The sequence below is a fragment of the Grimontia marina genome, assembly GCF_900060185.1.
Taxonomy (GTDB): domain Bacteria; phylum Pseudomonadota; class Gammaproteobacteria; order Enterobacterales; family Vibrionaceae; genus Enterovibrio; species Enterovibrio marinus.
On sequence record NZ_FIZY01000004.1, the window covers coordinates 56,844 to 68,529 of the forward strand.

Genomic DNA, 11,686 nt, shown 5'->3' on the forward strand with positions numbered 1-11,686 from the left:
GAACCCAGACCATGAAAAAACACCTTATTGCTTCGTTAGTTGGTGCAGCCATTGCGCTGTCTTCACCGTTTGTTTCAGCCGCTACACCGGATTTCCCGCATCTGGAAACCATGGGAGTTGGTGAAGTTGTCGCCCAGCCGGACACCGCCACCGTGGACGTTGCCGTCTCACTTACCCGCACGTCTGCCCAAGCTGCCAAAAAGGCATCTGATGATGCGGTGGCTACGCTTTTGGAACGATTGGAGAAAATGGGGATTGCGCGTAAAGATATCGAAAGCGCCAATCTTAACCTTCAGCCTCAGTACAGTTATCCGAAAAACAGCGAGCCAAAATTGAACGGCTACCGCGCCACACGAAACGTGACGGTGACCGTGAGTGATCTGTCCCGGCTTAACCGTGTGCTGGATGGCGCATTGGCCGATGGCCTCAATCGCGTGAATGGCATCAGCTTTTCTTCGAGTAAAGAAGCTGAGCTCAAAGAAAAAGCGCGCATGGCAGCCATTGCCGATGCAAAAGCTAAAGCAGAGTCATTGGCAAAAGGCTTTGGTGAAACACTCGCAGGCGTTTGGGAAATCCGCTACATGACATCGACGCCGGTTCGCCCAACCATGATGCGAATGGCAGAGGCGTCCAGTGTTGCATCAAGCTACGATGACGCAGAAATCACTATCCGTGATCAGGTGGAAGTGGTTTATGCGTTAGGGGAATAAATGCCTGTCGTTAGCAAACCATAAATAGAAAAATGGCCGCTATTGCGGCCATTTTCCTTTCTGGGATAGACATTTGTTAGGGGGAACAAATCGTCAATCAATGGAGTATACGAGCGCGAAGGGTACCTTCGATCGCTTTGAGTTTCTCCAATGCTTTTTCAGAGTGCTCGGTTTCGACGTCGATCACAACGTAACCGTACTCGGAATTGGTTTGCAGGTACTGACCAGCAATGTTGATACTTTCTTCTGCGAAGATGGTATTGATTTTGGTCAGGATACCTGGCTTGTTCTGGTGAATGTGCAGCAGGCGCGACGTGCCAGTGTGCTCAGGCAACGATACTTCTGGGAAGTTCACAGAAGACAGGGTTGAACCATTGTCTGAGTACTTCACCATCTTACCAGCCACTTCGATGCCGATATTTTCCTGTGCTTCCTGAGTTGAACCACCGATGTGTGGTGTCAGGATCACGTTATCAAACGCTTGCAGCGGAGAAGTAAATGGGTCGCTGTTGGTTTTCGGCTCTGTTGGGAATACGTCTACTGCCGCACCGCCAATGTGACCGCTTTCCAATGCGCCACACAGCGCATCGATATCAACCACTGTACCGCGCGCGGCGTTGATGAAGATCGCGCCCGGCTTCATGCGCGCAAACTCTTCGCTACCCATCATGTCTTGGGTTGAGTCGGTTTCCGGCACGTGAAGGGTGATCACGTCACTCTTGTTCAGAAGCTCTGACATTGACGCCACTTGCGTCGCATTACCCAGTGAAAGCTTGTTTTCAATGTCGTAGAAGAAAACACGCATACCCAGGTTTTCCGCCAGAATACCCAGTTGGGTACCGATGTGACCGTAACCAATGATACCCAGGTTTTTGCCACGTGCTTCGAACGAACGGTCCGCTGACTTCATCCACTCACCGCGGTGAGCCATAGCGTTCTTCGCTGGAATGCCACGAAGCAGAAGAAGAATCTCGCCAAGAACCAGTTCGGCAACACTACGGGTGTTTGAGAAAGGTGCGTTAAATACTGGGATACCGCGCTTCGCTGCCGCAGTCAGGTCAACCTGGTTGGTGCCAATACAGAAACAACCCACTGCTACCAGTTTTTGCGCTTTCGCAAACACTTTCTCAGTCAGTTGGGTGCGGGAACGAATGCCCACGAAATGCGCGTCAGCAATTGCCGCTTCAAGCTCTTCACCGGCTAGAGAGCCTTTGTGATATTCAATATTGCTGTACCCTGCACCCTGAAGAACTTCCAGTGCAGTTGGGTGAACACCTTCAAGGAGAAGGATCTTTATTTTGTCTTTTTCAAGCGACACTTTAGCCATTGCAGTTCTCATCCTTAAAAAAAAACCTGTCGTTAAATTCGGTTTCCGTCTTCCAGACGTCAAAGGCCGCTTTTTGATAGGATTATGTCGGCCTTGTACAATTAGTGACTAAGGTAACAAAAATTTATTTGCATGGGTAAGAATATTACGTAATAAGTGCGAAAAAAAACGGCGCCATGAAGGCACCGCTAACTTATTGAGTTACTTATACGCAAACGTTTGGCTTTTGCTTCAAAAAAACTGAAGTGTTAACCCATTAACGCTTAACTGTTTTTAGCTTTTTACTACACCGTTTGCAGTACCTTCCAGCACTACATCTGCGCCACGGTTTGCAAACAGGCCAACAGTCACTACGCCCGCAATCGCGTTGATCTTGTCTTCCAGTTCTTTGGCATTGGTGATTTGCAGGTTGTGCACGTCCAGAATCACGTTGCCATTATCGGTGATACAACCTTCGCGGTAGCAAGGATCGCCGCCCAGTTTAACCAGTTCACGCGCCACGTAAGAACGCGCCATTGGGATCACTTCCACTGGCAGAGGGAATTGACCCATCACATCCACTTTCTTGCTGTCGTCGATGATACAGATAAATTTCTCGGAGATCGCCGCCACGATTTTTTCTCGCGTCAGTGCAGCACCACCGCCTTTGATCATTTCGTTGTTTGGATTTATCTCATCCGCACCATCAACATAAATGTCCAGACTCGCCACTTCGTTTGCATCAAAGACCGGAATGCCAATCTTCTCCAGACGCTCGGTAGATGCAACTGAACTCGACACTGCACCTTTGATTTGCTCTTTCATGGTTTCGAGGGCATCGATGAAGTGATTAACGGTGGATCCAGTGCCAACACCAACGATGCTGCCTTTGGTCACGTATTCCAACGCAGCCCAACCAGCCGCTTTTTTCATTTCATCCTGAGTCATGAGGATCTCCTGGGTAAATAGGGGTAATTCGCGACGCCGATTATACAGATCTGATTTTGGAGCGGGCAGATTTTTATAAACGCAGATCCCGTTATTCGGGATCGATACAGATCAGGTTAGATCGCCCACTTCCAATGCCTAGATGGCGTCAAAATCTCTGGTAAAGGCACATCCCACGCTTCAACAGGAAGGTCATCAACCTGCTGGCAATCATGAGCGATACCAACGGGTTTTGCTCCCCGTCCTGATTCATACCAAGGTGCCAGTGTGCGATCGTAATACCCGCCGCCCATACCCAGGCGCTGCCCGCTTTTATCGAACGCCACAAGCGGTGTACAAATCGCATCAAGTTGCTGTGCAGGCAATACATCAAGCACGCTAAGCTTCGGCTCTAGAATACCGTAGCGGTTTGGTACCAAGGTGGACTTAGGATGATAGTGCAGGAACAGCAAATGCCCTTTGCTGAAAGGATGAATCACCGGCAAATAAACATCTTTCCCCTCTCGCCAGCAATGCTCAATCAGAGGCTGGGTATCCAGCTCACCATCTACTGACAAATAAAGCGCAATTCGCTGAGCGTTGAGGATGCTGTCAGCTTGCTGAAAATGGGAAGAAAGGTTTGTCGCCGCATGACGCTGCTCGTCATCGGTCAGGGATTGCCTTTTGGCTCGGGTCGCTTTTCGCAGTTCATTGCGAAGAGAAGAAGTGTTCGCTTGCATCGGCTGTCCTTGCCGCAAAGCTAATGGGGATTGGCCCCGGAGTGCCGTTGGGATCTTTTGCCCTTGAACCCTGCGGTTCAAGGCGGATGAGAAGAACATACCGTAGGCTTCTCGGTACAAGCCGAGCCTGCTCAAAAGCATGTAACATCCCACCCTTAGATGTGCTTATCGGCTCAGGGACGCGGATCCGCTGACGCACACTCCAGGGTCAAACTGGTTCGGAAGGCTTACGCTTCCTTCGACGCGCTGTATTTTAACAACGCCTCTTCAATCGTTTGCTGCAACAGCACAATGCGCTGTTCCATATCATTCTTATCGTCGGTGTTTTGCTGTCTTTCTGCACGCAATTCGTAGCAGATATTCAGGGCCGCGATAGTGAGCAGTTGCTCTGTATTCGTTACTTTAGTGCGCTCAGACAATTCGTGCAACCGTTGATCAAAGTCGTCTGCCGCTTCTTTCAGCGCTTGTTCCTGACCTGCCGGACAGTTAACACGCATTATTTTGCCAAGGATCTGAATTTCAACAGCTTGCGTAGTCATATTCTTTTCTGAGCTCCCTTCAAAGCGCGGTGTCGCACCCTGACGTCACGGGCGCAAACTATAGAAAATGGCAGATTAAACTTCAAGTCTATCCTATCGTGTATTGTCTCTCGACGGACTAAGCAGACGAAAAGTCGTCAATGTGATGAAAATCAGAGCTATCGTGAACCTGATTCTCGCTTTTGCTTTCTTCTATCGTGAAGAGAGGTTCAGTGACTTAGGACTAACTGGTAGTATACGGACAAGACAATTTCGGTACCCAAGGTGACCCCGTGACCCAAGTAACTTTACCTGAATACAGCAACATGGTTTCCACGCTTCGTGCTGACTCTCTGGCCGTAACGCCAGCAGAAATGCATGGCCTTCTGGCGGGAATGTTGTGCGGTGGACTAGACCCTGAGCTGGGTAACTGGATGCCGATGCTTTATGACTACACCAATGATGGTGCAGGCTGGCCACATGAGTCGAAAACACTGGCGGCAACCAGCGTTAGTCTGGCGAGCCAGCAACTCACTGGTGGTCAGATGGATTTCGAAGTGCTGTTGCCGGATGAAAATGAATCCTTGCTTGATCGCGGTGATGCGCTGTCTGAGTGGGTAAGTGCTTTTATCGCAGGTATTGGTTTAGTCGGTATCACTGCAGGCAAACTGTCTGATGACTCGAAAGAGGTACTGGCAGACCTGACGGAAATTGCACAGCTTGGCATTGATGAGGACGACGATATGGAAGAGCAGGCATTGCTTTTCGAACAAGTCATCGAGCACGTCCGCGTCTGCGCAATGACGCTTCATGCCGAGCTTGGCATCAAGCCACAGACTGAAGAAAAACCAACCCTCCACTAACAGATCACTGTCGGAGACTGACGCAGAATGGATGCTGAGCCATCAACACAAAATTTTGATGTCGTCATTGCCGGTGGCGCAATGGCAGGTGCCACTTTGGCATTGGCCATTGAGCAACTAACACAGGCAGGCTTGTCCGTAGCGGTCGTGGAAGCCGCCATTCCGGACAACAGCCACCCAGGTTATGATGCCCGAAGCATTGCCCTTTCCTATGGCAGTTGCCAGTTGCTCGATAACATCGGCGTGTGGAAAACCTTATCGCCATTTGCCACCCCAATCAGCAAAATCCATGTCTCCGACCGCGGCCACTTTGGCCTGACCGAGATGAATGCCCATGAAGAAGGTCTGGATTACCTCGGCAATGTGATTGAGCTTGCCGACGCTGGGCGCATTTTTCACCAAGCATTGGGTAAAGCCAAAAACATCACCTTGTTTTGCCCGGCTTTTGTCACTGATATCAAACGTGAAGTCGACAGCGTCACTTTGACGCTCAATCATGGAAAAGCGCTGACAGCCAAGCTGGTTGTTGCCGCAGACGGCGCGCTATCATCTTGCTGCGATTTGGTGGGGATTGAACGCCATGAGCATGACTTTGAACAGATTGCGCTGATAGCGAATGTCACCACAGAACTTGCGCATCAAGGCCGTGCCTTCGAACGTTTTACCGAGACCGGCCCTGTCGCCTTATTGCCTATGTCTGAAGGCAGAAGCTCGCTGGTATGGTGCGTCAAACCTCACGAAGCGCCGGCTATGCTGTCGATGTCTGACGACGAGTTCGCACAAGCACTGCAACAGGCTTTCGGATGGCGCTTGGGAAGACTACTGCATGTTGGTCAGCGTGGCAGCTATCCGTTGATTCTGCGTCAGGCAACCCGTCTTATCAGTCACCGCTTTGCCGCAGTCGGGAATGCGGCACAAACGCTTCACCCCATTGCCGGACAAGGCTTTAACCTTGGCCTTCGCGATGTGGTATCGCTGGCTGAAGAAATCGCCAAAGCGCACGTTGATGGCAAAGATTGTGGTCAAATACCTGTGCTTCAATCATACCTCGCACGACGCGAACCAGACCGCGATACGACAGTTGCCATGACATCAGGTTTGGTTCACGGCTTCTCCAACACCACAGCACCACTGATTCTGGGACGAAACCTGGGGCTGGCAGCGATGTCGGTCTTTAGCGAATTGAAAGCACCATTGCTGCAACGTGCAATGGGCTTGGTAGAACGATAATGAAAATGACAAATGTAGACATCGCCATTATCGGCGGTGGCATGGTTGGCCTGACACTCGCTGCTGCACTGGCAGACAGCGATCTTCGCATCGCGATCATCGAAGGCAAAATGCCGGAGCCAGAACTCGCTCCCTTGCCCGACCTTCGTGTGTCTGCGTTGAGCCGCGCCAGTGAGCGTATTCTGAAAAACGTCGGCGCGTGGGAAGGCATTCAATCCCGACGCTCAAGTCCATATCAAAAAATGTCGGTATGGGAACAAGACAGCTTCGCCGCGATTGATTTTGATGCGATGGACTTGGGTCAACCCAACCTCGGTTATATCGTTGAAAACCGCGTTATTCAGCTGGCACTGTTTGAGCGCGTAAAGCAGCAACAGAACGTCACCCTATTCTGCCCAGACCGCTGCGCCAACATGATGTTTGGTGAGACAGAAGCCTGGCTAACCCTCGAATCGGGCAGCGCCATTACCGCGAAACTCGTGGTCGGCGCTGACGGCGCGAACTCCTGGGTACGCAACCAGCTATCGATCCCATTAACCCATTGGGATTATGGACATAGTGCACTGGTCGCCAATATCCGGACCGAAGAGCCACATGATGGTGTCGCACGCCAGATTTTCACCCCGGATGGTCCGCTGGCTTTCCTGCCACTGTCTGATCCGAACCTAAGTTCGATCGTTTGGTCGCAATCACCGGAAAATGCCGATGCACGTTGCTCCATGCCTGAAGGTGAGTTCAACAAAGCACTAAGCGCTGCTTTCGATCTTCGTCTTGGCCTTTGCTCGGTTGAAGGTGAACGTGCGGCCTTTCCACTGAAAATGCGCTACGCGAGAGATTTCGTGGTCGAGCGCGTTGCCCTAATTGGCGATGCCGCGCACACCATTCATCCGCTGGCAGGTCAAGGCGTAAACCTGGGCCTCTTGGATGCCGCGACGCTGGCACAAGAGCTGATCCGCTTAAGTGACGAAGGCAAAGACATTGGTGAAAAAACCAACCTCCGTGCTTTCGAACGCTGGCGTAAAGCTGAAGCTGCGCAAATGATTGCGGCAATGCAAGGGTTCCGCGATTTGTTTGCGGGTGAAAACCCGGCGAAGAAACTCATTCGTGGTATTGGCCTGATGGCAGCCGCCACACTCCCGGGTATCAAAACCCAGTTTATTAAGCGGGCGCTTGGGCTGACAGGTGATTTGCCAAAACTGGCGAAGAAGTAGGTTTATTCAAGGTCCTAGGGGCTGTTGATCTTTGGTGTTCATTTTTTAATCAGCAATACATTGGTAACCACATAAGCATGAATGCCAGCGATACCATGCTGGCATAATTCCTTTCTAATTTGTCATATCTACTTGAAATAGCACGATAATGCTTGATTCTGGCAAAGGCATTCTCGACTAAATGCCGATACTTATATAAGCACCAATCCATCGTATCTTTGCTGATGTCTTGCCCGCAATTACGCTTGGCGATGACAGTTTTCCCTCCTTTGCGTCGCACAAAGTCTCGAAAAGCTTTACTGTCATAACCTTTATCGCAGATGACGGTGTTTATTTCTTCAAGCTGTTCAACAAGGCTTTCCGCATGAACAATGTCATTTCGTTGCCCTTCGGATAAGTCAAAGCAGATGGGTAAACCTCCACTGTCTACAGCCAGATGAATCTTGGTTGTATTACCGCCTCGACTCTTACCGATTTGCTCGGTCGCGCTGCTCGCCGCTCCGGTACTGTGCTGATGCGCTCTGACTATTGAGCCATCAAGAAAGACCCATTCAAAGTCAGCCATCTGCGATAACTGACTGAAAAGATGATTTAATATCCCTTTCTTTGACCAAAGATTGAAGCGCCTGTAGACGGTGCTCCATTCCCCAAACTCGGACGGTAAATCTCGCCAAGGAATACCGGTCCTCATACGATAAAGTATTCCTTCAAAGGTCATTCTGTGCTCAGACTTATCATAGATGCGCCCTGTACTTTTCATTGCTTTCAGTAGCAGTTCCCATCTTGAGTCAGTTAAGATTGTTCTTGGCATGCTTTGGGGTTGTTGTTTGTTTTTGGCGAAAGAGATTATAACCCCTTAGCGTGCTGCTCAAAATTTAACCACCAAAGATCAACAGCCCCTAGGTCCTAGGTCCTTGAAATAGAATTCATACCATTGTGAAACGACAAAACGGCACTGAGCATTTTCATTTCCCCGATCCTGCTCTTCCTAGGCACAAGGCCCTGCTCTTCTCCTAGGACCTTCTGTCCTAACCTCATAAAAAAACGGCGCCTTTCGGCGCCGTCTTCAATCTAAATCCGTTAAGGATAGGCGATTACGCTTGGCCTTTAACTTCTTTCAGACCGTTGTAAGGTGCTTTGCCAGCCAGTGCTTCTTCGATACGAATCAGTTGGTTGTACTTAGCAACACGGTCAGAACGGCTCATAGAACCAGTCTTGATTTGGCCAGCCGCAGTACCTACCGCCAGGTCAGCGATAGTTGCGTCTTCAGTTTCACCTGAACGGTGAGAGATAACAGCAGTGTAGCCTGCGTCTTTAGCCATCTTGATTGCAGCCAGAGTTTCAGTCAGAGAACCGATCTGGTTGAACTTGATCAGGATAGAGTTAGCTACGCCTTTCTCGATACCTTGAGCCAGGATCTTAGTGTTAGTTACGAACAGGTCGTCACCAACCAGCTGGATTTTGCCGCCCAGCAGTTCTGTTTGGTGCTTGAAGCCATCCCAATCAGACTCGTCCAGACCGTCTTCGATAGAAACGATTGGGAACTGATCTACCAGGCCAGCCAGGTAGTGGTTGAACTCTTCTGAAGTGAAGGTTTTGCCTTCGCCTTTCATGTTGTAGATGCCAGCTTCTTTGTCGAAGAACTCAGATGCTGCACAGTCCATCGCCAGAGTGATGTCTTTGCCCAGCTCGTAGCCAGCTGCTGCAACTGCTTCTGCGATAACTTCCAGTGCTTCTGCGTTAGATTTCAGGTTAGGCGCGAAACCACCTTCGTCACCAACTGCAGTGTTGTAGCCTTTAGACTTCAGTACTTTCGCCAGGTTGTGGAATACTTCCGCGCCCATGCGAACTGCTTCTTTCAGAGTTGCAGCGCCAACTGGCTGAATCATGAACTCTTGGATATCAACGTTGTTGTCTGCGTGCTCACCACCGTTGATGATGTTCATCATTGGCAGAGGCATAGAGAATACGCCAGCAGTGCCGTTCAGCTCAGCAATGTGCTCGTACAGTGGCATGCCTTTCGCAGCAGCTGCTGCTTTTGCGTTCGCCAGAGAAACAGCCAGGATTGCGTTTGCACCGAACTTAGATTTGTTCTCAGTACCGTCCAGATCGATCATGATCTGGTCGATTTCTGCTTGGTTTTTCGCGTCTTTACCTTCAAGAGCGTTAGCAATTGCGCCGTTTACTGCATCAACTGCTTTCAGAACGCCTTTACCCAGGAAACGTGCTTTGTCGCCGTCACGCAGTTCCAGTGCTTCGCGAGAACCGGTAGATGCGCCAGATGGAGCAGCTGCCATACCTACGAAACCACCTTCCAGGTGAACTTCTGCTTCTACAGTTGGGTTACCGCGTGAGTCAATGATTTCACGGCCCAGAACTTTAACGATCTTAGACATTGTGTTTCCTCTCGTATGTCAATAGCTTAAGAATGCGAAAAGCGGCCGCACAACCTTCGCGACCGCTTCCTTTTTTCAGTTACAGCTCACCACGCTGATTTTTACCTGCCGCTGCCACGAAGCCTTCAAACAGAGGGTGGCCATCGCGTGGAGTAGAGGTAAATTCAGGGTGGAACTGGCACGCCACAAACCATGGGTGCGCAGGGTTTTCGATGATTTCAACCAGCTTTTTATCCGCAGACAGGCCAGATACAACCAGACCCGCTTCTTCAATCTGCGGACGCAGCACGTTGTTCACTTCATAACGGTGACGGTGACGCTCGTGAATCGTCGCGTTGCCGTACAGATCACGTGCTTTAGTACCTTCTTTTAGGTGACACAGCTGCGCACCAAGACGCATGGTGCCGCCCAAATCTGATTTTTCAGTACGCTCTTCAACTTTACCTTCGCCATCCACCCACTCGGTGATCAGGCCAACAACAGGGAACTTACTGCCCTTGTCGAATTCGGTAGAGTTAGCGCCTTCCATGCCTGCAACGTTGCGCGCGTATTCAATCAGCGCAACCTGCATGCCCAGACAGATGCCAAGGTATGGCACTTTGTTTTCGCGAGCGTATTTTGCTGCCAGAATCTTGCCTTCCACACCACGGTCACCGAAGCCACCCGGAACAAGAATCGCGTCCAGACCTTGCAGTGCTTCGTCGCCTTTTGTTTCTACGTCTTGAGAGTCAACATACTTGATGTTCACCGTCAGACGGTTTTTCAGGCCACCGTGTTTCAGTGCTTCGTTTACAGACTTGTATGCGTCTGGGAGTTCGATGTATTTGCCAACCATACCGATAGTCACTTCACCGGTTGGGTTCGCTTCTTCAAAAATAACTTGTTCCCATTCAGACAGATCAGCGTCTGGCGCTGTGATGCCGAAACGAGTACAAATCAGGTCATCAAGACCTTGAGAACGGATCAGTGAAGGGATCTTGTAGATGGAATCTACGTCCTTCATCGAAATCACTGCTTTTTCCTGAACGTTACAGAACAGCGCAATCTTAGAGCGCTCGTTCGCAGGAATCACACGATCACTACGGCAAACCAGGATGTCTGGCTGAATACCGATAGACAGCAGTTCTTTGACTGAGTGTTGGGTTGGTTTGGTTTTCACTTCACCGGCTGCGGCCAGATAAGGAACCAGCGTCAGGTGCATGAACATCGCACGCTCGCGACCCAGTTCTACCGCCAATTGACGGATAGCTTCAAGGAACGGCAGTGATTCGATATCACCTACGGTGCCACCGACTTCAACGATAGCAACGTCGTGGCCTTCGCCACCAGCAAGCACGCGTTCTTTAATAGAGTTGGTGATGTGTGGAATAACCTGAATGGTCGCACCCAAGTAGTCGCCGCGGCGCTCTTTGCGCAGTACGTCGGCGTATACACGGCCCGACGTAAAGTTGTTGCGTTTGGTCATCTTGGTACGGATGAAACGCTCATAGTGACCCAAATCCAGGTCAGTCTCGGCACCGTCTTCCGTAACGAATACTTCACCGTGCTGGGTTGGGCTCATGGTGCCCGGGTCCACGTTGATGTAAGGGTCAAGCTTCATCATGGTCACTTTAAGACCACGTGCTTCTAGAATTGCCGCCAATGACGCTGCTGCAATACCCTTACCTAGGGAGGAAACCACCCCGCCCGTAACAAAAATGTAATTCGTTGTCATGCTAAACCTGAGAGTTGGATTTAGGGGAAATTATTGGAAATCTGGACGGGACGACATATTACCAGAGCCAG

At 50.4% G+C, this 11,686-nt stretch carries 11 protein-coding genes and 1 other RNA gene; 4 read left to right on the top strand and 8 right to left on the bottom strand.

What is annotated here, in order from left to right; translation table 11 throughout:
- The first annotated feature begins 11 nt into the window (after positions 1–11).
- Positions 12–710 (top strand): oxidative stress defense protein, encoded by a 699-nt coding sequence (locus tag GMA8713_RS03350; protein WP_046303737.1) that lies wholly within the window; start codon positions 12–14, stop codon positions 708–710.
- Positions 711–807: 97 nt separating this feature from the next.
- Here GMA8713_RS03350 and serA read toward each other — a convergent pair whose 3' ends face one another.
- From serA to zapA, 5 genes are all read right to left on the bottom strand, one after another.
- Positions 808–2,037 (bottom strand): phosphoglycerate dehydrogenase, encoded by a 1,230-nt coding sequence (gene serA, locus GMA8713_RS03355; protein WP_002537572.1) that lies wholly within the window; start codon positions 2,035–2,037, stop codon positions 808–810.
- 273 nt (positions 2,038–2,310) lie between these two features.
- On the bottom strand, positions 2,311–2,964 hold the full coding sequence (gene rpiA, locus GMA8713_RS03360; RefSeq protein ID WP_002537571.1) for a ribose-5-phosphate isomerase RpiA: 654 nt from the start codon (positions 2,962–2,964) through the stop codon (positions 2,311–2,313).
- A gap of 116 nt (positions 2,965–3,080) precedes the next feature.
- Positions 3,081–3,683, bottom strand: coding sequence for a 5-formyltetrahydrofolate cyclo-ligase (locus GMA8713_RS03365; RefSeq protein ID WP_046303739.1), 603 nt, complete (start codon positions 3,681–3,683; stop codon positions 3,081–3,083).
- Between the two features lie 29 nt (positions 3,684–3,712).
- Positions 3,713–3,895, bottom strand: a non-coding RNA gene (ssrS, locus tag GMA8713_RS03370) — 6S RNA.
- 15 nt (positions 3,896–3,910) lie between these two features.
- Complete coding sequence (gene zapA, locus GMA8713_RS03375) at positions 3,911–4,222, bottom strand: cell division protein ZapA (protein ID WP_062705695.1); 312 nt, start codon at positions 4,220–4,222, stop codon at positions 3,911–3,913.
- Between the two features lie 272 nt (positions 4,223–4,494).
- On the opposite strand from zapA, the gene GMA8713_RS03380 reads away from it, so the two are divergent.
- From GMA8713_RS03380 to GMA8713_RS03390, 3 genes are read left to right on the top strand one after another with little or no spacing between them, the layout of a single operon-like run.
- On the top strand, positions 4,495–5,064 hold the full coding sequence (locus GMA8713_RS03380) for a YecA/YgfB family protein (protein WP_062705697.1): 570 nt from the start codon (positions 4,495–4,497) through the stop codon (positions 5,062–5,064).
- Positions 5,065–5,091: 27 nt separating this feature from the next.
- Positions 5,092–6,294, top strand: coding sequence for a 2-octaprenyl-6-methoxyphenyl hydroxylase (ubiH, locus tag GMA8713_RS03385; RefSeq protein WP_062705699.1), 1,203 nt, complete (start codon positions 5,092–5,094; stop codon positions 6,292–6,294).
- On the top strand, positions 6,294–7,505 hold the full coding sequence (locus tag GMA8713_RS03390) for an FAD-dependent 2-octaprenylphenol hydroxylase (protein ID WP_062705701.1): 1,212 nt from the start codon (positions 6,294–6,296) through the stop codon (positions 7,503–7,505). The genes ubiH and GMA8713_RS03390 overlap by 1 nt, the downstream gene beginning before the upstream one ends.
- Before the next feature lie 49 nt (positions 7,506–7,554).
- On the opposite strand, the gene GMA8713_RS03395 is transcribed toward GMA8713_RS03390, so the two are convergent.
- The 3 genes from GMA8713_RS03395 to pyrG form a co-directional block, all read right to left on the bottom strand.
- The gene (locus GMA8713_RS03395) at positions 7,555–8,316 is read right to left on the bottom strand and encodes an IS5 family transposase (protein ID WP_062705703.1); all 762 of its coding nucleotides are present in this window, start codon (positions 8,314–8,316) and stop codon (positions 7,555–7,557) included.
- Positions 8,317–8,599: 283 nt separating this feature from the next.
- On the bottom strand, positions 8,600–9,901 hold the full coding sequence (gene eno, locus GMA8713_RS03400) for a phosphopyruvate hydratase (protein ID WP_002537562.1): 1,302 nt from the start codon (positions 9,899–9,901) through the stop codon (positions 8,600–8,602).
- Between the two features lie 79 nt (positions 9,902–9,980).
- Positions 9,981–11,615, bottom strand: coding sequence for a CTP synthase (gene pyrG / locus GMA8713_RS03405; RefSeq protein WP_062705705.1), 1,635 nt, complete (start codon positions 11,613–11,615; stop codon positions 9,981–9,983).
- Between the last annotated feature and the right edge of the window lie 71 nt (positions 11,616–11,686).

What these genes read in the sequence shown, in the direction of transcription:
- rpiA (WP_002537571.1), bottom strand. Translation starts at nt 2,964, where the DNA reads ATGACTCAGGATGAAATGAAAAAAGCGGCTGGTTGGGCTGCGTTGGAA.
- GMA8713_RS03395 (WP_062705703.1), bottom strand. Translation starts at nt 8,316, where the DNA reads ATGCCAAGAACAATCTTAACTGACTCAAGATGGGAACTGCTACTGAAA.
- GMA8713_RS03390 (WP_062705701.1), top strand. Translation starts at nt 6,294, where the DNA reads ATGAAAATGACAAATGTAGACATCGCCATTATCGGCGGTGGCATGGTT.
- eno (WP_002537562.1), bottom strand. Translation starts at nt 9,901, where the DNA reads ATGTCTAAGATCGTTAAAGTTCTGGGCCGTGAAATCATTGACTCACGC.
- pyrG (WP_062705705.1), bottom strand. Translation starts at nt 11,615, where the DNA reads ATGACAACGAATTACATTTTTGTTACGGGCGGGGTGGTTTCCTCCCTA.
- zapA (WP_062705695.1), bottom strand. Translation starts at nt 4,222, where the DNA reads ATGACTACGCAAGCTGTTGAAATTCAGATCCTTGGCAAAATAATGCGT.
- GMA8713_RS03365 (WP_046303739.1), bottom strand. Translation starts at nt 3,683, where the DNA reads ATGCAAGCGAACACTTCTTCTCTTCGCAATGAACTGCGAAAAGCGACC.
- ubiH (WP_062705699.1), top strand. Translation starts at nt 5,092, where the DNA reads ATGGATGCTGAGCCATCAACACAAAATTTTGATGTCGTCATTGCCGGT.
- serA (WP_002537572.1), bottom strand. Translation starts at nt 2,037, where the DNA reads ATGGCTAAAGTGTCGCTTGAAAAAGACAAAATAAAGATCCTTCTCCTT.
- GMA8713_RS03350 (WP_046303737.1), top strand. Translation starts at nt 12, where the DNA reads ATGAAAAAACACCTTATTGCTTCGTTAGTTGGTGCAGCCATTGCGCTG.